The organism is Promicromonospora sp. NPDC057488, assembly GCF_042802395.1.
Classification (GTDB): domain Bacteria; phylum Actinomycetota; class Actinomycetes; order Actinomycetales; family Cellulomonadaceae; genus Promicromonospora.
This window is the reverse complement of sequence record NZ_JBHVEG010000009.1, coordinates 20,588-44,322: the sequence shown is the minus strand read 5'-3', so window position 1 is coordinate 44,322 and position 23,735 is coordinate 20,588. Positions and strand designations below refer to the sequence as shown.

Annotated in this window: 20 protein-coding genes; 9 read left to right on the top strand and 11 right to left on the bottom strand. The window is 66.6% G+C overall.

Annotated elements, in window-relative coordinates; all coding sequences use genetic code 11:
• Positions 1–277 precede the first annotated feature (277 nt).
• From ACFU5G_RS03445 to dcm, 4 genes are all read right to left on the bottom strand, one after another.
• Positions 278–520 (bottom strand): hypothetical protein, encoded by a 243-nt coding sequence (locus ACFU5G_RS03445; RefSeq protein ID WP_377240806.1) that lies wholly within the window; start codon positions 518–520, stop codon positions 278–280.
• A gap of 259 nt (positions 521–779) precedes the next feature.
• Complete coding sequence (locus tag ACFU5G_RS03440) at positions 780–1,589, bottom strand: HNH endonuclease (protein WP_377240805.1); 810 nt, start codon at positions 1,587–1,589, stop codon at positions 780–782.
• Positions 1,590–1,837: 248 nt separating this feature from the next.
• Positions 1,838–2,233, bottom strand: a complete 396-nt coding sequence (locus tag ACFU5G_RS03435) for a very short patch repair endonuclease (protein WP_377240803.1) — start codon at positions 2,231–2,233, stop codon at positions 1,838–1,840.
• 122 nt (positions 2,234–2,355) lie between these two features.
• Positions 2,356–3,861, bottom strand: coding sequence for a DNA (cytosine-5-)-methyltransferase (gene dcm, locus ACFU5G_RS03430; RefSeq protein ID WP_377240801.1), 1,506 nt, complete (start codon positions 3,859–3,861; stop codon positions 2,356–2,358).
• A gap of 258 nt (positions 3,862–4,119) precedes the next feature.
• Between dcm and ACFU5G_RS03425 the strand changes: the two genes are divergently transcribed.
• Positions 4,120–5,433: a hypothetical protein gene (locus tag ACFU5G_RS03425; protein ID WP_377240799.1), complete on the top strand. Its 1,314-nt coding sequence runs from the start codon at positions 4,120–4,122 to the stop codon at positions 5,431–5,433.
• A 1,055-nt stretch (positions 5,434–6,488) separates the two neighbouring features.
• Here the strand turns inward: ACFU5G_RS03425 and ACFU5G_RS03420 are convergent.
• A complete protein-coding gene (locus ACFU5G_RS03420) occupies positions 6,489–8,522 on the bottom strand; it encodes a hypothetical protein (RefSeq protein ID WP_377240797.1) in 2,034 nt (677 codons plus the stop codon).
• Between the two features lie 1,587 nt (positions 8,523–10,109).
• Between ACFU5G_RS03420 and ACFU5G_RS03415 the strand changes: the two genes are divergently transcribed.
• Complete coding sequence (locus tag ACFU5G_RS03415) at positions 10,110–10,730, top strand: hypothetical protein (protein WP_377240795.1); 621 nt, start codon at positions 10,110–10,112, stop codon at positions 10,728–10,730.
• A gap of 733 nt (positions 10,731–11,463) precedes the next feature.
• On the opposite strand, the gene ACFU5G_RS03410 is transcribed toward ACFU5G_RS03415, so the two are convergent.
• Positions 11,464–12,387 carry an HIT family protein gene (locus ACFU5G_RS03410; protein ID WP_377240794.1) on the bottom strand — a complete coding sequence of 308 codons (924 nt, stop codon included), beginning with the start codon at positions 12,385–12,387 and terminating at the stop codon, positions 11,464–11,466.
• A gap of 181 nt (positions 12,388–12,568) precedes the next feature.
• Here ACFU5G_RS03410 and ACFU5G_RS03405 point away from each other — a divergent pair, with 181 nt between their 5' ends.
• Positions 12,569–14,122: a TIR domain-containing protein gene (locus ACFU5G_RS03405; RefSeq protein WP_377240792.1), complete on the top strand. Its 1,554-nt coding sequence runs from the start codon at positions 12,569–12,571 to the stop codon at positions 14,120–14,122.
• Between the two features lie 137 nt (positions 14,123–14,259).
• Here ACFU5G_RS03405 and ACFU5G_RS03400 read toward each other — a convergent pair whose 3' ends face one another.
• Positions 14,260–14,682, bottom strand: a complete 423-nt coding sequence (locus ACFU5G_RS03400; RefSeq protein WP_377240790.1) for a hypothetical protein — start codon at positions 14,680–14,682, stop codon at positions 14,260–14,262.
• Positions 14,683–15,053: 371 nt separating this feature from the next.
• Between ACFU5G_RS03400 and ACFU5G_RS03395 the strand changes: the two genes are divergently transcribed.
• Together ACFU5G_RS03395 and ACFU5G_RS03390 are read left to right on the top strand one after the other, a co-directional pair.
• Positions 15,054–15,248 (top strand): hypothetical protein, encoded by a 195-nt coding sequence (locus tag ACFU5G_RS03395; RefSeq protein WP_377240788.1) that lies wholly within the window; start codon positions 15,054–15,056, stop codon positions 15,246–15,248.
• Positions 15,249–15,680: 432 nt separating this feature from the next.
• Positions 15,681–15,953: a hypothetical protein gene (locus tag ACFU5G_RS03390; protein ID WP_377240786.1), complete on the top strand. Its 273-nt coding sequence runs from the start codon at positions 15,681–15,683 to the stop codon at positions 15,951–15,953.
• A gap of 104 nt (positions 15,954–16,057) precedes the next feature.
• On the opposite strand, the gene ACFU5G_RS03385 is transcribed toward ACFU5G_RS03390, so the two are convergent.
• From ACFU5G_RS03385 to ACFU5G_RS03375, 3 genes are all read right to left on the bottom strand, one after another.
• Positions 16,058–16,474, bottom strand: a complete 417-nt coding sequence (locus ACFU5G_RS03385) for a hypothetical protein (protein ID WP_377240784.1) — start codon at positions 16,472–16,474, stop codon at positions 16,058–16,060.
• 165 nt (positions 16,475–16,639) lie between these two features.
• The gene (locus ACFU5G_RS03380) at positions 16,640–17,077 is read right to left on the bottom strand and encodes a hypothetical protein (protein ID WP_377240782.1); all 438 of its coding nucleotides are present in this window, start codon (positions 17,075–17,077) and stop codon (positions 16,640–16,642) included.
• A gap of 35 nt (positions 17,078–17,112) precedes the next feature.
• The gene (locus ACFU5G_RS03375) at positions 17,113–17,667 is read right to left on the bottom strand and encodes a hypothetical protein (RefSeq protein ID WP_377240780.1); all 555 of its coding nucleotides are present in this window, start codon (positions 17,665–17,667) and stop codon (positions 17,113–17,115) included.
• Between the two features lie 367 nt (positions 17,668–18,034).
• On the opposite strand from ACFU5G_RS03375, the gene ACFU5G_RS03370 reads away from it, so the two are divergent.
• From ACFU5G_RS03370 to ACFU5G_RS03360, 3 genes are all read left to right on the top strand, one after another.
• Positions 18,035–19,201, top strand: coding sequence for a sensor histidine kinase (locus ACFU5G_RS03370; protein ID WP_377240778.1), 1,167 nt, complete (start codon positions 18,035–18,037; stop codon positions 19,199–19,201).
• Positions 19,198–19,896 carry a response regulator gene (locus ACFU5G_RS03365; RefSeq protein ID WP_377240776.1) on the top strand — a complete coding sequence of 233 codons (699 nt, stop codon included), beginning with the start codon at positions 19,198–19,200 and terminating at the stop codon, positions 19,894–19,896. The genes ACFU5G_RS03370 and ACFU5G_RS03365 overlap by 4 nt, the downstream gene beginning before the upstream one ends.
• A 95-nt stretch (positions 19,897–19,991) precedes the next feature.
• Entirely contained in the window at positions 19,992–21,641 is a 1,650-nt protein-coding gene (locus tag ACFU5G_RS03360) for an alpha/beta hydrolase (RefSeq protein ID WP_377240774.1), read from the top strand.
• Positions 21,642–21,728: 87 nt separating this feature from the next.
• On the opposite strand, the gene ACFU5G_RS03355 is transcribed toward ACFU5G_RS03360, so the two are convergent.
• Positions 21,729–22,721, bottom strand: a complete 993-nt coding sequence (locus ACFU5G_RS03355) for a hypothetical protein (RefSeq protein WP_377240772.1) — start codon at positions 22,719–22,721, stop codon at positions 21,729–21,731.
• 86 nt (positions 22,722–22,807) lie between these two features.
• Here ACFU5G_RS03355 and ACFU5G_RS03350 point away from each other — a divergent pair, with 86 nt between their 5' ends.
• Complete coding sequence (locus ACFU5G_RS03350; protein ID WP_377240770.1) at positions 22,808–23,686, top strand: YwqG family protein; 879 nt, start codon at positions 22,808–22,810, stop codon at positions 23,684–23,686.
• Positions 23,687–23,735: the final 49 nt, after the last annotated feature.

The following is a 23,735-nucleotide window of genomic DNA, read 5'->3' as shown; positions in this document are numbered from 1 at the left end:
TAATTCCGAGCACTTCACTCGAGTACGCCACGAATCGCCCGGGGCACCCCGTCAGCCCATGCCAGACCAGGCTCAACGGGGATGACCGTCGCGTGAAAAACCAAATGTTGATCATATGGTTCGGAGGCGTTGGATCGTTGGAAATCTGCGGTTTCCAGTTTAGCGGGGCAGGGCGTGCCTGCTGCGTGCCACTCCGAGATCAGATGCTGGCATTGCGCCGAGACGCGACGTTACCGCGCGGATCCAGCTCGACCTCCAGAGTTCCCAGCATGTGGAGTCAGGCGACCCAGGGGCCGAACTTTGCCTGCATGGGGTCCATCCGGCGGAACGGCGGCTGATAGGCCTTCTGCACCATCGAGTGCCGACCTTTGGCAGTGCCGCAAATCGCTGCGGCCATCTTGACGTTCACCTCGGCTCGTAACGGGAGCCCGAGGTCGTTACGGTCCGCGTATTGAACGCAGTGCTCGCAGCCGCACTCCACGATCACCGTGGGAATGTCAGTGCGCGGCTGTGCGGTCACCGAGTCCGTCCCCTCGTCACCATGAGATGTCGTAACACCATACTTAGCCGATACCTAGCACACGGACCGCGAATAGGCCAGAGCCTCTGCACTGTTAGGTCCACCCTGGGCGTGACGGGTGAATCGGACCACCTGACTCCGCTTCGTTTCGCTCTCCGCCGGATCGTAGCGGCCAGAATCTGTTGGGCAGCGCTGCTGGCAGATCGAGCGTCTCATGATCCGGGTCGCCCCAGGACCAGACCACTTGCACTCACAGGCCTCAGAGTCCGGCCCACGCTCGCTGCTGGGCAAGCGCGGCCTTCGCAGGCCAAAGTGCCGGGTCAGAGGGGAGCCGGATCTTCCTGCCACTGATCTCTCGCTCATACTCGGTGCCCTGGAGACTCGGTGAAAGAAGAACTACCCGGATCGAGTCATGCACGGCCATAAGACCCTTGTCCCAAAGCCTGTGCACGTCAGCTCGCAGCAGGAGACCATTTGCCACGGCACTGGACCTCAGTCCGCTGTAGGGACGGATGTGTGCTGCCTCGAGCGCCTCGGGCACGTCGCAACCGGTGACAGCGCACCTTCCTTCGTAGGCGGCAAGGACGTGGTTCCTAAAGGAAGCCTGCTCCCCACGAACCACAACCATGCGCAGCGATCGCTTGCGCTCGTCGGACAGTTCCAGTGGGTCGAACACGGCAGGGTCGCCATCTTCTTCAAAGAGGGCTGCAGTGACGCGCACGGCCGCCGGGCCGTCCGTTAACGAGACTCGCGCCAGGTCGTTGGCCACGATCCCGTCGAGAATGGCCCGCAGTGCCTCGTTGGTAACCGTCCCGCCATCGAGGTCCGTTTCCTCAGGCCATCTACCTGTCGTTGTCTCGATGATCGCGGCCAGCAGCAAGCCCTTGCTGCGAAACTCTCGTCGACTCCCATCAAAGCCCAAACCGTAAGCGACCGCCTCGAGGAACGGTCGCTCGACACTCGACCCTTTCGCACAGGTGAAATGGTCGATCGCTAAGGCATCAGAGATGGCAGACATCAAAGGACGCTCGGGTTCACGCGTCCCGGTACCCACAGCTGCTCTCGCCATGCCCGCACTGTAGCGCCTGGGCTGGTGCCAGGCAGATTTCAGAAGCGCCCTATACCTGGCTCTTTGCCATCCTCGCTTACCTGACCGCCATGGGTACAGTGACCGAGATGGCCAGAGTGGTACCTGCAGCTGTGCTGGCCGACCGGCTCGTGCCAGTCGAGGTCGACGCCGACAACGTGTGGCTCCCGGCGGTCCCAGAAGGACGACTGTGTGCGCGACCTTCGCGAGCACGGCTAATCGGTGGGAATTTACTCGAGAGACGCCACGGGCACGGACCGCCTGCGGACACATTTCTCGACTAGGTCAGCCGCTCTCCGGTCCGAGTCGTGCTCCCAAACTCGAAGGACCTGCCATCCGAGTTCTGCGAGCGCGCGATCTGTGTCGGCGTCGCGAGCAGCGTTGGCGGCGAACTTCTCCTGCCACCATGCGGAGTTCGAGCGCGGCTTTGTGCCGTGCTCGGGGCATCCGTGCCAGAAGCATCCGTCGACGAAGACGGCGACCTTCACCCTGGTGAAGGCGATGTCGATTGTTCTCCGCCTCTGCCCAGGGACCGGGTAGGCCACACGATAACGCAGTCCTCGAGCGTGGAGTTCTCGCCGCAGGGCGACCTCTGGTGCGGTGTCGCGCCGCCGTGCCCGTGACATCCGTGTAGAGACACCCATGGACGATGAGCCCGGGTGAGTCGAAACACGCTGGGGAACCATCCGCGTAGTAGTTACCTGCCGGTCGGAGGCCACACGATGAGCCCGCGGCTGGCCGTCAGACATCAGGTGTACGACTCAACTTTCGACCGCGCCTTCTCCTGGCCTCGGAGCACGACCTCACGGACCTTCTCCCGAAGATCACCGCCTGTATCGGCCATTGTCTTGCGCACTGCGTCGACCACGAGCTGTCCACGCTCGTCGAGTTCAAGCAGCCAAGCGTCCCGCTCGATCTGTGCAGCCAACGCCTGGGCGACGATCCCGCTGTTCACCCCGTTGCCCAGCTGCTTCCATGTCGCCGACTCCTTCTGGCCGGCCCACGAGAACTCGCTCGGCAACCCCTGCAACAGCGCCCCTTCCTCGATGGTGAGCCGCCGCTCGAGAGGTCCGATGATTGGTGTCTGCGAGATCGCCACGAGGGCCGGAAGGTGCGTCAGTCGCTTGACCCGCAGTCCGGACGGACGCATCGAGATCACGCAGTTCTTGATAGAGGTCTCCCACTGAGCTTGCCACTCGAGCTTCTGCCGTGACTCCGGGAAACTTCTCGTGGTGCCGAGCCACGTCGCGGTCCACTCCTTGTCATAGGCCCGCAGCCGGTCGTAGAGCCTGTAGTTGTTCGTAAGGTGGCTGACCTTCCAGGCCATCCCGGCAGCGCTTCGGAGCTCCTCAGCACGCTGGGTCACATCGGCGGTCCACACGTTGGCCCAGATCGGGAAGCCTGGCAGTTCCTTCGCCGGGCGCCCCTCGGCATCAGCCTCGTGGACGAGCATCTCGCGGGCCTTCTTGACGAAGGAGTCCCAATGCTCGATCCACTTCCATTCCTCCGGTGACACGCTCGGTCCACCTTCGAGGTCCCCGTTGAGGGGAAGGTCCTTCATGAGATCCCACTCACGGGTCATCTTGAACTCCGCCAATGAGATCGGCTCAACCTCGTCCTCCGGGTCGGGCAGGACGACCTCGCGGTTCGCGATCGCATCGATTGCGACCGACGTCGGCCGCTCCGGCTGGACACGCGTGGCAGCGATGAACACTCGATCACGCGTCTGCGGGTGCCCGCCGCGCTCGGGTGCGACGTTCACCGGAGAGAGGATCGCGGCGGTCCTGCTCACTCGATATCCCCGCTCCCGGAGCTTGTCGATGATGATCTTCCACTCGTGGGTGTGGCGGGGGCCAGCAAGGTTCCTGACGTTCTCAAGCAGCACAACCGCGGGCTTGCGGTCTTCGATTATCCGGAGGATGTCGAAGAACAGAGTGCCCCGCGTCTCGTCCATGCCGCGCTGCGCGCCGGACTTGGAGAACGGCTGGCAAGGGAAGCCTGCGACCAGGACGTCGTGCTCAGGAACGACTACCTCACTCGCGCTCTGCGTGTCGATCGTTATGTCACCCTTGGCGTTGCTACCTAGCGGCTTCCTACCCCAGTTGGCCTCGTAGACGCGCTGGGCTGCGGGGTCGATCTCGACGGCATACACGCACTCGCCGCCCATAGCGTCGAGCACAGCGTGGAACCCGCCGATGCCGGCGAACAGGTCGATGTACTTGAAGGCCGGCGTATCAGGCTGGTTGTCGCTCACAGGCACTCCGTCGATGGGCTCTTGTTCGAACACGTGTTTAGCTAACCTCATCCAACGCGAGAACGCAAGTACCACGGCGGGGTGTTATGAGGGCAGCGCCAAGTCTCCCACGGTCCGACCCCGACGCGCCTGTGCCAGGGTGTGCAGGTGACCGAAGCCACGTTCAACCCCGCGACCTCGATCCCTGAGGCCAGTGCGCGCATGTTCGCTCTGACCGCGTCCCAGGACGCTGGGACTCGCGGACCGAAACGATCTCTCGTGGCGCTGGCACAGAGCCTGGGGCTGGACGTGGACTTCGCAGCGGTCAACGCAGAGCTCGGCGGGCAGATCGCTGGCGCTCTCGGCACCGACTGGCAGACCGACGTCGACTACCGAAATCTCCAAGTCACCCTGTCCGGCATGAACATGCTGCTTCACGCGGCCTCCGAGAACCTTGTGACCATCTCACGTGCCACCACCGTGTCCTCGGACGCAACCGCGGCCCGCGTGCTCCACGCGTTTCCTGGCTTCAAGGCTGCCCGGCGAAAGCAGGAAGCAGTCAATCGCATGTGCGACCTCGCTGGCGTCCCCCATGACGAGCTCGGTCCGGGCGGCAAGGAGCACACCTGGACGCTTCAGGACCTCGCCAAGCGTCTCGCGCCACATCTGCTCGAGCGGAAACGGACCAAGCACCAACTCGCCGCCGCCCTGTGTGCCGAGTTTGGCGTGCCATGGATCGACAGCGCAGGATCGACTGGCGCCAGCATCACCCTCGAGGGCCTCAACCTGATCCTCGCCGGTGCCGAGCGCCGAGCCCACGTCACATCATCCGCATGGACAACTGCCAGAGATGAGGCCACCGCGCTGGTCGACGTCCTTCGCACGGGCCTGCCTGACCACTGGGACGGCCGAAAGTGCATCGAATGGATGCGCGAGAGCGGCTCCACCCAGTGGCGACAGATGGAGTGGGCCGGCTTCTACTTCGAGGAGAAGGTTCGCGAACTAATCAACGGGACCTACCCCACCCCGCCGGTCGAAGGACCCCGCACTCGGTTCGGCAGCACGGTATTCGACTACGCCTCTCCCACTCGAGTCTGGGACGCGAAGGCACACACCTCGAAGACAACGAGCATTCCGCCCGACGGGCAGCCAGCCAAGCGCGCCAACAGCACGATGTGGCTCAACGACGCACGCGCAATTCGCGAGTGCGTGGCAGAACAAGGACTCGGGTTCCTGATCGTCGACGGTCTCGCAGGGCTCGACGCGCTCGGGGAGTTCCGCGCCTGGCACAAGGCGTACGCAGAGTCCGACGGGCGACCGCTAAGCGGATACGTCGCGAGCACGGGCACCTCACGTCCTCGCAAGGCCACTTGGACCCCAGTGAGCCTGCAAGCCATCTGGATCGAGAACACCTTCGAGCTCGACGCAGGGATTACTGCGGGCTGGCTCATTCAGAAGGACCAGCCCGACTGGGGCGCCGCTGAGTGGAAACGTAAGCGAAACGACAAGTTTCAGGGAAAGCCGCACCTGGCCGGACCATGGCAAGTCGCGTCACACTCATGGAACTTTTCTGAGGGTCTACCACTCCGTTGACAGCGCCACTTCTCTCCTCCTCCCCGGAAACGCCTCGCTCGATATCCGAGGGTCGTCGGCCGTGGCGCTCAGCGCCTCGGTGAAGGCTCTCTCCCAGTGCCGCACGGCAATCATCTAACGTCACGATGTTCGCAGCCGCGGGGGCCAGATCTGGCTTGGATCGAGAACACATCGGATTCGACCGACTGGGCTCGAGCAACGAGGGTCGCGAGTTAAGGCAAAGGTGCCCGACGAGGGAGCACCCAAGCGATGGTCGCGTTCGCGAACCAACGGGAACTCAGTGGGTCTTTGGAACGCGCACGCTCTGGTGCCGCTCGAACGACACTCCGAACCTCAGTCTTCGCGAATATGAGGCCGCTCGTGCCCCGGTCCCCGCTGGACGCGCACTTCGAACGGGGCTGGTCACTGCCGCGGGCCAGTCAGCCTTCCCACCGACATCGCTCTGGCGGCTATGTCAAGTTGTCGCGACGCGCACCCGATGCCCCGACGGGACCGTCACACTTGGCGCGTTAGGGGCCAGACCGGTCCTCGCCCGGCGGTTCCGATGACCGCCCTGCCCGGCGCACGCATCCGAACACGAGGGAAGTGTCCTTGCGCGCTCCTGCTGTGGTGAGCCTGGTGCAGGGTCCTGCACGGCGGTAAGACCCTGCATCTCTCGGTATGTCAGCGCACGGCGGGCATCCTGCGGGAGCGACGGTTGCTCGCGGGCACCATCCATACATATGCCGAGCGCTCCAGAGCGTCTAACTCGGGCAATGTGGAGGTGGTGGCCGCAACGCTGACGACGTAAGCCCAGTCACGAGCGTTCCCTGAGCGCACGTGCTCCACTATGCGCTTGGCGAGCACCCGACGGGTCTGTCCTACGTAGCAGGGCACGCCGGACGCGGTGATTGCGCAGTAGATCCGGGGGCCGCTGAAACTGGGACCATCACCCGCTGCTAGGGCAGCGAGGGGGTAAGCGGTCATGGCATCCGGGTCCGGCAAACCACGCGAGGTGACCCACGCCTGCCAATCCCTTGCCGCGGCGGCGAGCGACGGTGACGGTGCTGCACCGCTCACGCTTGAGCTCCGGTCGGGCGGAACGCGTACATGCCGGCCTGCGCCTGGACAAGGTGGTCAAAGGTCTCCTGCCACGGCCCCATACCGGTGATGTCCTGGCCGACCATCTGTGCGCGGCCACGCAGTTCGCTGATGGACGTAACGAGCGTGTTGAGCGCTTCCGCGTCGCCAGCGAGGTCCTTGAGCAGCAGCTCCATCTCGTCACGCGCCTGCGCGACAGGGTCGACGTCGTCGTCCGGCTTGTCGTCGAGGGGAGTCTTGAGACCTTCGAGCGCGAGATCCACCAGGTCCGCCGCCTGGACTCCACCGACAGCGGCGCGGCGGACGTGCCCGTTGGCGTCCAGAGACGCGAAGCCCTTGGAATCCATGTCGACGGCAGGCAGAGGGTCGCCGGCCGGCTCGTAGTCAGCGTGGAACCAGTCCGCCGCCAGCGCCAGCTGAGTCAAACCCTTCCGCGTGGCAAGCAGGCCCTTGAACAGCTCGACGAACGTGATGCGTCGGACACGCTTCTTCGCACCGCCAGAACCACCGAGGAGAGTGGTGCTGACACGGCCGTTGGCGATCAAGGCGATCGCGCCCACCAGGCGCAGTTCGGCCTTGGCATCAGCGTCGCCCCCGAAGGCGAGTGGGACGAGCTCCATGTACGAATTCGGAGAGCGCAGAATGAGGCCAGCGTGCGGCAGCCCCGGGTCCAGCACACCCTTGTAGGTCCACGCCGAGCCGAGAGGCTTGACCCCGGCCCACGGCCGCGAAAGCGCAGCGGCCAGGATCTCGACGGCGTGATGCAGGTGGACCGCGCCATAGGTGCCCTGTCGTCGGATCTGAGCCTTGAACTGGGCGTACTTGTCGTGGAGCAGGAGCTTGCAGATCTGGGCAGCGCGGTCGAGCGGGTGCTGGTCGTCATCGACATCGACGACGAGTGCGAGTTCGTCGTTGGACAGTACGCCTTGGCGATGCATCGCATGGAGGATGTCGAGCGTCTGCTTGAAGAACTGGTCGTCGTCGTCCCACTTTTCCTGGCCGGTGTGGATGTCGGCGACCATGCGGTCAATCGCACCGATCATCTCGCCGTTGACTTCCGTCGGGAGATACAGGCGAGTCGGCACGACGAGGATCTGGTTCAGGTGGATCGCGCGCTGCCCGAGGCTGGACGGTTCCTTGCCTCGCGCGGGGAGCCGGTCCGCCTCGTACTCACGTAGCCACGCGGTGCGGACCGTGTGCTGCGCGGTCTGGAACGCGTCCGCGTGGGTCGTCGGCGAGACCCGCACTGTCGGCAGCAGGTGGTCGATGATCCGATTGGCCACCTGCTTCGCTGTCAGCCGCTCGCCGTCGGCGATACCGAGGCCCAGCATCATGCAGGCGGTCCACCGGGTGATGCCGTCCCGGATCAGGACGACGAACTGATCGGGCGTGCCGTCCTCGAACGTCAGGATCGCGAGGTGCGTCGCCAGTTCCTGTCGCACACCGGTCGCGAGGATCTCCGCGGGGCGCTTGCGCGCACGCAGGTCATGCACAGTGCGCGCGATGTCACCCGCCGTAGTGGCCCGGTAGCCAGCCACGTCGGCGAAGCGGTAGCAGGGAATCCCCTCGCGGATCGTCGGCGTAGGCCACAGCGGGTCGATGGCCCGGGTGGCCGACATGCCTCGCGGCTGCGGACCGGGCAGCAGCATCGGTGTGGAGGCCTCGTAGTGGGCCGCAAGGAGGTCGCCCTCCGGGGTCGCGACCCGGAACGCTCCGGCGATCTGCGCATCCGCGGCAGCCGGGTCGTCTGTGGTTCGTGAGATGACTCGCCCGGCCTCGGGGGGTGCGGTGAACACGACGTCGGAGGTGGCCTTGTCGAGCGATCGGCTGATGAGCTGCCCGGGCCGGGCGCGGACTTTGTGGACTGTTGGGTGTGGCCGCAGCCGTGCCGTGATCTGCACGTCTCCGAGTTCGGCGATGAGCTCGCCCGCAGCGAGGGCTGGACGTTCCGTTTCGCTGATGTCCTCGTCGTCGGCGCCGGGGATCGTGAAGGCGGGGTTTGGCGTCATGGCAGTGAGCCCTTCAGGGGTAGAGGGCTCTGCATGACAGAGGCCCGCCCATTGGGAAGGGCCGTAGTGGACCCGTCTGGTGACGGAAAGCTCCTGAGTCGCACCATCTGGGTGAGACGCGTCTACGGCTTCGAGCGCGCTCTTCGACTTTCCCCACCCCTCGCCCAGGATCCGCCACCTGCAGGTGAAGAATCGAGAGCACCAGGGCCTGATCAACTCGCACGGCGCCAGGCCGCGACCGGAGGTTTGTACGATCGGCGGCAGCACTCTATCAGCTTGGGGCCGAATTGCCCCGCTTGTCGGACTCCTGTGCAGCCGATGTCGCGCCGTGGGCAGAGCCCCCAGGCAGCACGGTGCCTAGCAGGCCGGCGGCATCGATGAGCTCAGCCACCGGAACAGTGAACTCTCCCGCGGTGACGTCGTTGCTCCCGTCCTCGTTGAGCACCTACGGCGCGGGTTACCGAACTCACCTGCGGATCTCTCAGCAGGATCAAGCAGTCGTCCTCATCGCTCACCCATGGGGCAATGGGCTGCAAGGACTGGGGAACTCAGGAACACTGCAGTAGGGCTGCTCCCTGACCTACCGCCGCCCGTTTCAAAGCAGGCACCCGTGACGGCGGACTGGCGCGACACAACGCTCGCGCTCACTGGCGGCCGCCAGGAGCACTGCTGGCGCGACACAAGGTCGCGCAACTATGCAACAAGGTCAGCCGTCAAAGAGACGACAGGATAAACGCGTCCAGGTCGTTCGACGCGCTACTGCGCCGACGGGTCGACCTGAGTCGAGAGACCGTAATGCCCAGACACCTGCTGGTAGCTAACGCGGCATGACGAACAGCGGCCTAATCTGGTGAGAGCAGTGGGCCCTGGCTACCCAAGCCAGGACCCACCGGCCAGCACGAGCAACTACAACGACAACCCATCTCTCGGGCCACAACCGAGCGGGATCTGCCTCGTCACTCCGACCACGCGCATCGGGTACACGTACGCCGACTACCGGCTAGTCCATCGTTCGGCGCAACCGCACCGGGACACGTACCCCAGTCGAGAAGTCGCTCTCCCGAAGGACCTGCCCCAAGCGTACACCCGGGGATACGCAGCAGCACTGTCACCTGCGCAAACACTCGGATGCTACCGAAGATGGCCGCGGTAGAACAAAACAGACGCAGGGCTAGTTACAATGACGGTACGACTCTGACAGCACACTCGCCGCGTCCCAGACGAGCGAAGTAGTGAGGGCATCAATACATCATCGTGACAACGAAGCGAGGAATCGTCGTGGGGACTGGGGTCCAAGACGCCAACAAGGCGCGTGTAGCACTCGGGCTTCCAGCAGTCCCAACTTTGCGCCCAACCGCTCAGGAGGAGGTCAACTGGCTCCTCGCTTCGACCCTGCGGCGAACCACCACGCCGCTGAGAAAGGCGTTCGTTCGCAACGACGACCCAGAAGTTGACCCCCCTCTCGCCCAGATCGTCTCGACACGGGGACGTGGCGGCGGAGTCGCGTTGAAGTTGCTTCTCGCCCTCGTCCGACGTAGTTCGGCCGCGCCCTACAGCACCCGGCTGTCAGCCCGGAGGTGGGCATCTTTGCTCGACCTCGACGATCCGGCCCAACTCGGGGCCCGACGGATCACCGATGCACTGAACCGACTCAAAGAGCTGGGCTTGATCACTGTCGAGACGCACCGAGGTGAAGCGTCAGAAGTCACGCTGCTACGTGAGGACGGCTCTGGCATGGAGTACCTGCCTCCAAGCGCAAGCGCCCGTACTGGCCAGCGCTCCACACCCGAAAACTGGTACTTCCAGGTCCCCGACAGCCTGTGGAACGGCCACATTCAAAGCATGAGCGCACCAGCGCTCACAATGCTGCTCGTCTTTCTGGCCGAGCCCGCAAGCCGCAAGGACGGGCTCTGGTGGTCCGTCGAGAATTTCCCTGCCTGGTACGGCATAAGTGCCTCGATGCGAGCCAAAGGCACCAGCGAGTTGCGCGACCTTGGACTCGTACGAATCTCCAAGAAGAAGATCGACACCCCGCGCGGGGGCAACGGCGACGATCGCGATCGCGTCCGCAACCTCTACACCGTCAGCGGCCCCGCCAGAGGCGTCAGCCAAGGTGCTGGCAACACCGGGAAGGCCGGCTCGGGCGAGTCCGCGAGCCCCACACAAGGCCGTACCGTCCGACGCCGCAGAAAGCGCCGCCCCTCTTAAAGGACCAGAGAGTGCCGCTGCACGGACAGGTGACGCGGCAGTGGCAGCATGCGTGGTTCGCGACTTTGGGGTGTACCAACTCGGTGCAAGAAGCGCGGGGGGAAGGGCAGCCTGCACGTTGGCGCCTAGGGCGTCGCGGTCGCGCGCTTGGCGAGGCTCGGTGAGCGAACGCCCGAGAGGCTCGTTTCCCATGATGCTGCACTTGTCGCGTTAGGCGGCCACCGCGACAAGCGCCGGTAGCACCGGCCCGTGTCCCGACAGCCCCGCGGCAAACCCCAAGCGCTGGACCCATGCAGCACGGTCTCGGACAATGGTCCCGCGAGGGTCGTGGCCCGTTCTTAGATGAGATGAGCGCGTTCGGCCAGGGCCTCGCGGACGTCGTCGGGCGTAGGCCCGAGCGCTGGAGGACGAGGCCGGCGATCAGCCGCGCAGGGCCCCCATCGGACGCGCCCACCGCGACTCGGACCAGGGCGCGCGTCTTGCACCCAAGACCGTTCGGATCGCCTTCTCCGTAGGGCGGCAGGTCCACGACCGACAACTCTGGTAGCCCGGCCCACGGCACGAGTTCCGGGCGAGGCGCGTCGGGGTCATCTGAGGCAGCAACCCGGGCCCGCCGAACGGCAACAGGGTCCGTCGACGTCGAGGAACCGCAGTTGGTAGACAGCAGGCAGTCATCACACGATTTCGATCAGGAGTTTGCGGATGTCCACTCGCCGCACGACTCCCCCCAGCCTCAACCCCGCCACACCCCACTGATCGCAATCACCACGCCGATCAACGCAAGCACCCCGTAGAACGGCAGGATCGACCACGACTTCCAGACCCTCCAGCCGGGCAGCCACGCCCTGCGCGCAGCCGACAGCCGGCCCGGCCGCGAACCGGGCCGCGGCGCCGGCACACCGACCCCGGACGGATCCAGCGAGAAAGCCCTGACAGGCGCAGCGTTCCGCGCGACAACGTCGTAGAGCTGCCGGTACTCACGCTCGACACGCAGGTAGTTGGCGTCGATGTACATGAGCAGGAGAACCGTCGCCAGCCCGAGCAGCGCCAGGCCGGCGGACCGTTCGGTCACGCCGAACCCGTACAGGGCGGTGACCACCGGGAGCAGCCAGGTCTTCACGTTCGCCGAGGCGCCGGCCATGCGGGTCACGACGGCCTGGACGAGCTCGAGATGCTTGCGCCGGTCCTCACCGCTCGGTCCGTCACCCACGGCCACCCCGGTCTGGCATGCCGCGCGCAGCAGCGACCATGCCTCGTCCTTCTCGGCCTCCGAGTACCTCGTCCTGGCGGGCCAGATGCGTCCCATCGCGTCCCCGGCCCGTCTCGGCACGAGGTGTACGTGCAGGTGGAACACCGTCTGCGTGGCGGCCGCACCGTTCGACTGGATGACGTTTAGGCCTTCGGGACGGAGCGCAGTTCTGACGACGCCGGCGAGCCGCACGCAGACTCGCCCGAGGTAGGCGGCCTCGCTCTCGTCCAGCGCCCAGATGTCCGGTACGTGACGGCGCGGAACGACGAGGACGTGCCCGACGACCGCCGGCTTGGTCGGGAAGAAGGCCACCACGCGTTCGTCCTCGTAGATCACGCGGGCGGCGGGATCGTCCCCGCGAACGATCCTGCAGAACGAGCATCTGTCGGACGTCGTCAAGGTCGGCACCTCTCCGCGCAGGGCAGGGCACGGGCGTCACCACTATCCGTGTCCCGGATGTCACCTTCGTGACGATCCTTCCAGACGGTTCGCAGGACGGAAACACCTGCCAACTGGTGGTGGCGCCGGACGACGTCGGTCGGGAAGGATGACGGGCACCAGGCATCTCCACCCAGGTCAGAGGAGTGCGATGACGCGGGACGTGTACCAGCTCGCCCAGGTCTTCAACGAGTCGCAGGCGTCGGGCATCACCTACGTAGCGCCGGCCGAAGCGCAACGACTCAAGGGTTCGCTCCTGACGCCGGGAAAGCACGTCACGCTCGTCGGACCGTCCGGGAGCGGCAAGTCGACCGTGGCCGAGCGGGCACTCGCAGCAGCCGGGTTCGACGCGGACCGGATCCTCTCCTTCAACGCGCGGGCCCACACCGGAGCGCAGAGCATCTTCACCGTCCTCGGGGCCGAGCTCGGCGTCGGGCGGACGGCGAAGGCGGTGGAGCCGAGGCTGAGGGAACTCGACCTGATCAAGATCGAGGATGTCCACCGTCTCTCGCTCAAGGCGCGCACCCAGCTCGCCTCACGACTCAAGCTCTGGCACGAGAGCGGCATCCGCGTCTTCATGATCGGGATCGCCAAGACGAGCGACGCCATCCTCGGCCACGACCCAGAGCTCGCGATCCGGAACGACACCTGGTACCTGGGCACGCAGAGCGACACGTTCATGGACACGCTAATGACCCAGGGGGAACGTGCCCTCAACATCAAGTTCGACGAGGCGACCCGTGGTGCGGCGATCAGGGCCGCCAGGGGATCGCCGTCGATCTTCCAGGCGATCTGCCGGGCTGCCTGCGTCGAGGCCGACGTGATGCGGACGGTCCCGGAGCCGCGGCAGGTCGCCATCGACCTCGCAGTCGTCACCCCTCAGATCGCCAAGCAGTTCGACGGTCGCTACATCCGCAGTCTCGTCCACCTGACACAGGGGCGGCGTTCTGTGCATGACGTCTACTTCAAGCTCGTCCAGCGCGCCGCGGCCAGCCCGGGATTCCGCACCGCCTACAAAGAGCTGGACGCCGCAGTCGTCGGAATCGCCGACCCGGCCGACAAAGGCCGGGTCAGGAGTGCGTTCAACCGCGCCATCGACGTCCTGCCGACCTTGATCGAGGAGAGTGGCCTGGACGAGACCTTGACCTACGAGCACCGGACCCTGCGGATCGACGACCCGGCGTTCCGCTTTTACCTCGACCACCTCGACCTCACTCGGGTCAGCTCCGGGGAGGTCCCACGTCGACGCAGGTACGAGTACGACGTGGCGGTGTCGTTCGCGGGGAACGACCGGCCGGTCGTCGACAAGTTCGTCGAGGTGCTCGAGGAACGGCACATCAAGGTCTTCTATGACTACAACCAGCAGGCGGAACTCTGGGGGAAGGACCTGCGCCGCGGGCTCGCCCGCATCTACGGGGAGCAGGCACAGTTCATGATCATCTGCCTGTCCGACGACTACCCCGAGCGCGACTGGACGACGTTCGAGTACGAGGTCGGACGGAACGCGGCGAGCAAGCGCACCGAGGAATATCTGTTGCCCCTCCTCGTCGGGAATCGGCCACCCATCGTCGGACTGCCCGCGACCTTCGGCTTCCTCAGCCTGCAGGACCAGCCGATGGAGAAGGTCGCGGATTTCGTGCTGGAGAAGCTCGCCGCGGTGCAGGAGATCTCCCCGAGCGCACTGCGGCTGCGGCCGGCGCCCTGACATCGGCGCCGGCCTCACCGGGCTATCCGGATCTCCACGATCCGCGAGCTCGGGGAACCGAACTTGCCCGTGTGTGGGTCAGCCGTAAGCGAGCGTCTCGCCGACCCGTCGAACTCACTGCAGGAATCGACGTGCTCCTATTGCGCCGCGTTCTGCGTAGCGGCACCTTGACCGATAGCACGGTCGCGGAACGCCTGGAAGTCGGCCCACCCATCGCTGCCGCCGTCCTCGATGAAGTCACCGGACGAGCAATCAAACGCACGGCACCCGAGAACGCGCGCGGTCTCGCGGACCACCTGGACGACGTCGTCCCCGCCGCCGCGCACGTGCAACATGATCGACTCGACCGGATCCTCACGACCGATGTTGAACTCGATCACCCAGCCCGGCTGCACGAGAAAGCCCCACGTCGGGTCGCTCAGGTCCAGGTCCACGAACGCGGCCTGCAGCCGGTCGAGTACCTCCGCGACCGAGCCGAGTGGTGCGGGCTCGTAGTCGTGCGGGATCTCCTCGATCGTGATCCGGGGTGGTGCGTTGAACAGGCTGATGTCCCAGCTCATCGTGCGGCTCCTTGTCGTTCTCTCGCAACGACACGCACCGTAGCGGCACCCACCGACATTCCCGGCTCTGCCTGCCAGAACGCGGTATGCCACCCGTGCGCAACGGCGCCGCAACCTCGTTAGTCGGGGGCAGCGGGGTAGAAGACGTCGTCGTCCGTAAGCACGAGATGCGCCTCGACCCCGAACGCGCTCAGCAGCACCACGCGCAGGGCGTCGTCATCAAGCAGAAGCCGAGGCGCGCTCGACGGCCTCGCAAACCACGCACCCCTTGGCGGCCTCGCGGCCTGGCCGACGACGACTCGGCAACCGCACCCCGGCCACCGGACAACGGTGCCTTGGTGGCACCAGACGCCTGACTAGGAAGGGATTCCGTGCACGACCGCAAGACTGAGGCCGTGGCCATCGCGATCGTGAGCTCTATCCGTCGTTACTCCGAGGAATCGCCTATCGACTCTCGCGAGGACCAGGGCATGACCGATGAGATCGAGGTGGCGCTGAACAGGCTGTACGAAGAGCTTGAGAACCGGATCTCGCAGCTTGAGCTAGAACTCGAGAACCACATCTAGCGGATCGAACGCCCGATCGCATAGATCAACCCGACGCAGAGGCGGAACATCTCGATGATCAACCAGATTGCAAGCCTCGTGAACATCAGCATCAGAGATATCAGGGCGCTGATAAGCATTGAGGCGAGCTCGAAAAATAGACCGATCACGTGTGAAACCTAGTCTTCATCAGCACGCTTCTGGCGGTTCTTCCGGTGGTTCACCCGGGTGAACCTGGCTTCTCGTGCGGCAACCTCTGGACCGGATCGCGGCTTACCTGACCGACGTCCAGCACGACGGCGGCAGGCCGATCGCAGGACACACCTCCACCAGAACGAGGTCAACGTCCACGGGGTCCTCGTCAACATCGCCGACTACCAGGCCGTCAAGTGCAGAGTCGGATAAGCGCAGTCGCGGCAGAACTAGCCATCTCGGCCCTTGGCTCGTCAGTTCATGATCATCTGCCTGTCCGACGACTACCCCGAGCGCGACTGGACGACGTTCGAGTACGAGATCGGACGGAACGCGGCGAGCAAGCGCACCGAGGAATATCTGCTGCCCCTCCTCGTCGGGAATCGGCCACCCATCGTCGGACTGCCCGCGACCTTCGGCTTCCTCAGCCTGCAGGACCAGCCGATGGAGAAAGTCGCGGATTTCGTGCTGGAGAAGCTCGCCACGGTGCAGGAGATCTCCCCGAGCGCACTGCGGCTGCGGCCGGCGCCCTGACATCGACGCCGGCCTCACCGGGCTATCCGGATCTCCACGATCCCGAGATGGTCGCTGAACAACGCGTCCTCGGTCCTGAACCCGCGCCGGTTCTGGTGCAGAGTTCATGCGCTAGCTGGCACAAAGGACAAGATCATGCTGATGATCGTGGACACCAGCGTCACAATCGCGACGAGGCTGGCGAGACCTGTCTTTGGATTGCTGAACAGCTGCCTGAAGCACTCGCGCAGACGCGGATGTACGAAGAACGTACGCATGCGCTGCCACTTGTGCTGCTGCAGGTGGCAGCCGCGCAGAACCCCTCTGGCATTGTTGCGGCAAGTCTTTCCCGCGGCGCGAACCGGCGCGCCACAGGGATTTGGCGCCTGGAGTAGGAGCCACAGAAGGCCGAGCAGCGAGAACCCCGCGATGGCACCGAAGCCGAGGTCTCGCGTCAACCACCCCACCGCAGCCACAACCAGTGCTGCCAACCCCCAATAGCGCCACGTCAACCTCACCAGGTCCCGCACCATCGTCACCATGGCGTGGACCGTACTGGCCGGTTATTGCGATAGTCGAGACCATGCTTGTGAAACACATTGTCTTGCATTGTGATACGGCGGGGCCGTCCAGGAGTGGTGGATCACGGTATGCAGGATCGCGGTGGTGGTCTCCATGAGCCGAGCCTAGGAAACCTACTGAATGCTCTAGCGTCGTCGACTCAGCCAGCCTCTGGGGTACGCGCTTGTCTGTCGAACTGCCCGGACGGCGAGCTTGATCACAATGACCCCGTCGGGGATCAGATCCGCCGACGGCGGCTCGCCGGACCATCGAATCCAGACAGCTTCCATTCCTTGCGCCGCTGCAAGTCCGAGCTTCTCTGCGCTCCATCGCTTGTTGGCGCGATCGATCTCGACCACGAGATCAATGGTGCCCGGACGCTCTATGACGAGGTCGTACAGCCCTCTCCGGCGCGACACGTTGGTCACATCATCCGGAACGAGTAGGGGCACCTCGGCGCGGCTCAACCAGCCGTTGGCATCGGCCCAGTCACGCACGGCACCTGTGAGCCTTGCAGTCACCTGGCTCGTCTGGAGACCATGCAGTCGTGGCTCTAGCTCTTTGAGCATTTGCTCCAGCGTCACGTCAGTCCTACCCCCGTTCGTGCTTGGGTGGCTACTCATGCGATGTCGATCCCATACATAGCTTGTAGGTAGCGAGAGACGATCCACCACACTACGGACGCGGTTGCAAAGCCGACTACCCAATAGGCGATGAACAGCGGGAGCAACTGAAACCTCTTATCCGGGTGTCGAACGGGAAGCGCTCCACGTTTGATTGCACGACGATGTTGCGAAGCGAGGCGCACCAGAAAAGCTGTCCACCATAACGGGATCCCGATCAGCAGCAACCACCCGATCAGTGTCCATGCGTCCACGATCGTGCGGGACGTGTCCACCTGTGACCCGAACAGCGCTCCGATAACCGCACTAAGCACCAGGACGCCGGTGCCCGCTACCCGCGAAGCAATGTGGTGGCCGGTTTGCTCCCAGAACGTCTCAGGTTCATAGGGGCCAAGCACCCGCAACCACGCCATATACCGACGCGGTTCCAACAGGAACGCCTGGTCACCGGCCAGTGCACTCAGCAACCCCAGAATTACCAAGACCAGTCCGACCACGAGCACACCTAGCATGATGACGTGCGTGCTTGGAGCCAGCACCAGGCTTAACACGCCTGCTATGACAGCTGCTAACCCGGGGAACCCCGTGTAGCGAGCCAAACGACGGGCCCCTCGTCGCCTGTGCTCGAGGACCACCCAATTCCACTCCACCGCGTGATCCCGCTCCTGCGCCATCCAAGTCCCCTCAATTCCTAATGCCTGGGCCCCTGTCGGTCGGGCGACATGTCGCCCGACAAACGACGGGGAAGGGTTCTGCGCTGAATAATCGCACCCACCACTGACACTCTGTCCTCGAACAACTGAGTCCTCACTCAGACTTCCCTCCGGAGTCGATCGTCAGAGCATCCGCCTGGTTTCAGTTCGCAACCGCGCATCGCCCCCGGGACCGTCCCAACAACCCCGCCCTAGGCTCGCCCCAATGCCCCCAACGACAGACCCACCCCCAACCCCCACCCTCCGTACCCGCCTAACCGACACCACCCTCATCGCCATAGCCCTGGCCCTCGCCCTGATCTCCCTCCAGATCCAGACCAACGAAACCCCCCAGCTCCCCACCCCCCTCCTCACCGCCGACCGCGCAACCGGCCTCCTCGGCTGCATCGCCCTCTGGTGGCGCCGCAAGTACCCGGTCCAGATCGGCCTAGCCCTGGCCGCGACAAGCGTCTACTCCGAAACAGTCACCGGCGCCGCGATCGTCGCCCTCTTCACCGTCACCCTCCACAGCTCGATCCGCGCCACGACAACCGTCTGCGCCATCAGCATCACCGCCCTCACCACCTACCAACTCATCTGGCCCGACCAGACCACCCCACCCCTCACCGTCTTCGTCATCATCGCCCTCGGCCACGCCGCGACCGTCGCCTGGGGCCTGACCATCCGCAACCGACGGGCCCTCGTCACCTCCCTCCGCGAACGCGCGGCCGCAGCGGAGAGAGAGGCCCACCTCCGCGCCGAACGCTCCGAACGCGAGGCCCGCCAGACCATCGCCCGCGAGATGCACGACGTCCTCGGACACCGCCTCTCCCTGCTCAGCGTCCACGCCGGCGCCCTCGCCTACGCCCGCACCGCCCCGCCCGACGACGTCGGTCGCGCCGCCGAGGTGGTCCGCGAGAACGCGCACCGCGCCCTGCAGGACCTCCGCGACGTCATCGGTGTGCTCCGCGCCCCGGTAGGCGAACTGCCGATGCCAGGCGCAACGGACGTGCTGGAACTCATCGAAGAGGCCCGCACCGCCGGCACCGAGGTAACCCTCCAGGACGACGCCGGACTCACCACCGGCGAACGCACCATCCCGGACGTCCAGGGCCGCACCCTCTACCGCATGCTCCAGGAGTCCCTGACCAACGCCCGCAAGCACGCCCCGGGCGCACCCGTCGCCGTCCAGATCACCGGGCGGCCCGACGACGTCGTCGTCGCCGAGGTGGTCAACGCACCCGCACCGACCAAGCCGAAGCACCCACAGGGATCAGGCGCAGGGCTCCAAGGACTCCAGGAGCGCACCCGCCTCGTCAACGGCACCCTCGACCACGGCCCCACCGACCAGGGCGGCTGGCGCGTCCGCCTGCGCCTACCCTGGCCGTCGTGAGTGATCCCACGCCCGGCGCCGCGCCGGCCATCAACGTCCTCATCGCCGACGACGACGCCATGGTCCGCTTCGGCCTCAAGATGATGCTCGACGGCGCCCAAGACCTCACCGTGGTCGCGGAGGCCGGCGACGGCGCCGAGGCGGTCGAGCTCGCACGACGCCACCACCCCGACGTCGTCCTCATGGACATCCGGATGCCGGGCACGGACGGGCTCACCGCGACCGAGATCCTGCGCAAGGACTCCCCCGCGCCGCAGGTCATGGTGCTCACCACGTTCGACGCCGACGCCCACGTGCTGCGCGCGCTCCGCGCCGGGGCCGCCGGGTTCCTGCTCAAGGACACCCCGCCCGACGAACTGGTCGTCGCAATAAGGCACGCGGCCCAGGGCCGCCCCGTGCTCTCTCCCGAGGTGACCCGGCGGCTCATCGCCAAGGTCGCCGAGTCGGACGGCGACTCCCGCCGCGCCACGGCCCGCGAGCGCCTCGGCGTCCTCGGGGAGCGGGAGCGGGAGGTCGCGGTCGAGATCGGTGCCGGGCGGTCGAACGCGGAGATCGCGGCGCGCTTCTTCCTGGGCCTGACGACGGTGAAGACCCATGTGTCGTCGATCCTCACGAAGCTGGGCCTGAACAACCGGGTGCAGGTGGCGCTGCTGGTGCAGGAGGCCGGGCTCGGCTCGCCCGCAGACCCCGAGTAGCCGACCCCGAGTAACGGGCCCGCTCCGACTTCGGTCGGCTGGTCCGGACCCATCGGCCGATGCGGGGGCCGGGTGATATTTCTAGGGTCGATCGCATGCCTTCACCCACACGATCAACCCGCTCATCGCAGGTGGCGCTACGGATCGCCGCGGTGCTCGCCGTCGTCTCGCTGGCCGCGACCGGGTGCGCGAACGGCGCCGGCGCGGTCATCACGGCGTCGGCCGCCAGCACGATGCCGACGGCGTCCGGCCCGACCCCACCTGCGCCCACCCCCGACCCGATCGACTGGACCGAGTGCGGCCCGGGCCTGGACTGCGCCACCGTCGAGGTCCCGCTGGAGTACTCGGACCCGGACGGCGAGCAGATCCCGCTGGCCGTGGTCCGGCACCGCGCGACCGACCCGGACCGCCGGATCGGCAGCCTGTTCATCAACCCGGGCGGACCGGGTGTGCCGGCGTCCGACATGGTCCGCTCGATCGATCCCACCGGCGAGAAGGGCCCGTTCTCGCCCGACGTCGTAGCGCACTTCGACGTCGTCGGCATGGACCCGCGCGGTGTCGGGGAGTCGGACGCCGTCCGCTGCCTCACCGACGAGCAGCGCGCCGAGCAGGCGGCGGAGGACCGGAACCCGACCATCCCGGGCGGCAAGCCGCTGGGACCCCTGGTCAAGGACGCCCGGACCTTCACGAAGGGCTGCGCCACGCACCAGGACCGCGCGTTCCTGGCGAGCATGTCCACCGACAACGTCGCCCGTGACCTGGACCAGGTGCGCGCCGCGACCGGCGAGGAGCAGATCACCTTCTACGGCGCCTCGTACGGCACCGTGGTCGGCCCGATGTACGCCACGCTGTTCCCCGAGCGGGTGCGCCAGATGGTGATCGACGGCCCCGTCGACACGGACCTGTGGCAGAACGACCCGCTCCGTCTGCTCGACGACGTCTCCCGGTCCAACGAGGAGACGCTCGACCTCTGGTTCGAGACGTGCCGCGCCGAGGGCGTGGAGGCGTGCCCGTTCGGCGACGGCGACCCCGAGGCCGCGTTCGACGCCCTGATCGCCGACCTGGAGAAGGAGCCGCTGAAGGTCGCGCCGGTCGAGGGTCTGACCCCCGGCGGGACGCTCGACGGCGCCATGGCGCTGGAGGGGGTCCGGGTCGCGGCGGGGGTCCGCACGCTCTGGCCGCAGCTCACCGCGGGCCTGCTCGCCGCGCAGCAGGGCAACGGCACGTTCCTGCACGTCCTGGTCGCGAACAACACGGTCTCGCCGTTCGGCGGCCCGTTCGCCACTTTGCAGGAGCCGCACACCGCCGTCCGCTGCGCCGACTGGCCCGCCGTGCGCAACCTCGGCGAGCACCGGGCGGCCGCCCGCGAGATCGACGCCCGCGGCGAGCGCCTGGGCAGCCGGGCCTCGTACAGCGCGCTGAACTGCGCGTTCTGGCCGGCCACGAACGAGGACCGGTTCACCGACGAGCTCACGGGCGCCGGCGCCCCGCCGATCCTGGTGGTCGGCGGCGAGGTGGACAACGTGTCGCCGTACCACTGGGCGGAGGCCATGACGGAGCGCCTGGAGGACGCCGTGCTGCTCACCCGGACGGGCGTCGGCCACACGTCCTACCGGACGAGCGGGCCGTGCATCGACGACGCGGTGGACGCCACGCTGATCGACGGCATGCTGCCGGACGAGGGCACGGTCTGCGAGGCGGTCCCGGCGGGGACCACGCAGGTGCCGGCTCCGGCGGGCAAGTGACCTAGGGTCCGGCTCGATTGGGAGTGTCCGACGACGGCGGGGCGGCGCGCGATCTTGGCGCCGTCCCGCCGTCCCGCCGTCGCGCCGCTAGGCCGGGGTGAGCCGGAACCGGCGCCGGACCGGCGGCGCTTCGCCCCGCGCAGTCCCGGGGTCGACGGCGATCCAGGTGCCGTCTCCCAGGGCGACCGGCCAGTGGTCGGGCGACGGAGCAGGCTCCCCGACGGCCCGCGCCGTCCCGGACACGAGGTCGATCACCATGGGCACCGCCCACTCGGTGAAGTCGTCCTCCGACTCGTCCTCGCACTTGACCGTCACGAACACCTGGTCGTCGTCGAGGAACCCTGCCCCGTACTCCAGCAGCGGCTCCTCGCCCGGGAGCTGGTCGGGCGCGAGGTCCTCGACCGCGAACGAGGCGACCACGGCGCCGTCGGGCCAGGAGTGCACCGCGACGTCGTCCGGCCCGGCGTACTCGCAGGTCAGCAGCCGCGTGCTGTCGGGCGAGAATCCGCAGGGCACCCGGTCGCCGTCGAGCATCCCGGTCAGCTCGCGGACGGTGAGCGCGCCGCCGTCGAACCGCGCGAGGTAGAGGATCCCGCCGTCCTGCCCCTGCGCGACGCCGACGAGCAGGCTCCCGTCCTTGTGGGCCAGCAGCTCGGCGCCGTGCCCGACCGACTCGAGGGCCGTCGATCCGAGCAGCAGCCCGGTGCGCGAGTCCAGGACGAGGAGCCGGTCGTCGTCGCCGCGGTCGGCCATGGCATCGGCGGCGTAGACCCAGACGACGGCGCCATCGCGGCTGAGCGCCAGACCCGAGCAGGCGAAGCCGCGTTGCGGTCCGCTGGCGCCGAGGTCGTGGGTCCAGACGACCTCGCCCCTGGCGTCCAGCCGGACGACGACGTCCCGCGCCGCGTAGAGGACCTCGCCGTCGGCGGTGGTCACGACGTCGTCCACGGTGTCCCGGCCGCGGTGGTCGGCGGGCAGCGGGAAGGTCACGTGTTCGACGAGGGGGCTGCCGTCGGCAGGGCTCTGGGCGAGATCTACGACGGCGATGCGGTCGCCGTCAGTCCATGGGTACCAACGCACGTGGGCACGGTAGCGGGTTCGCGGGCGCGAGCAGATCCGGAGCAGGCAGGCTTTCGTGGGTCGGTCCGCTCGGTACCCTTCCGGTCGTGTCCGGAATCTTCGACGACGCGACGACGCTCGCCCACCAGCACCTCGACGCCCCGACCGCTGAGGCATGGTTACAACTCGTCCGTCCGGCTGTCGCCCTGGTCGAGCCCACACCGGACGACGCCGTCGTCGCCCGGCTGGGCGGCCTGCCGCGCCTGCCCGTCGGGACGCCGTGGCCGCAGCTGGGTACGTCTATCCCGCTGTCGTACGTCGGAGAGCTGGATCTCGCGGCCCTGGCCGTAACCGGACACAAGCCCGATATCCCGCTGCCGGTCGTTGGCCGCCTCGCGTTCTTTGTGCTCGACAACAGCGATGGCTATGGCTTCGCCGATGGCTCTGACCTGGACAGCTACCGCGTCCTGCATCTCACCGAAGAGGGCTCACCCATCGCGACCCCAGCGGGCGCATTCACCTACGCCGAGCAGGCGCTGACTGCCCGACAGGTCGTCACGTCCCCCGACAGCTTCGACCCCGCGCTGCCGTTGGCTTTCGGCGTCGACGTGGACGCCGACTACCCCGCCTGGCTGGACCATTCCGTGCAGGCGCCCGCCTTCTTGGACGCACTCGAACACCTGCGTGGCTCACTCCCCCAGCACCAGGTTGGCGGATGGGCGATCGCGGTACAGGGTCCGGTCGAGATCCAAGCAGCGCACGCGGATGTGCGGCGTCGGTCGCTTCAACTGGTCGCGGACGACCGGACTGGTGCCGTGAGCCAGGACCTCCCGAGCGAGACGGACCAGTGGGTCCTGCTCTTCCAGGTCGACTCCTACGACGGCGCCCAGTGGGGCGACGTCGGCACGCTCTACTGGCTGGCTCGCACCGAGGACCTCGCGCGAGGCGATCTGTCGAACACCCGGTTCGTCATGCAGTGCTGCTGAGCCCGCACGACTGAGCGGGCCTAAACCCCCTCTCACCTGCTGGAACTGC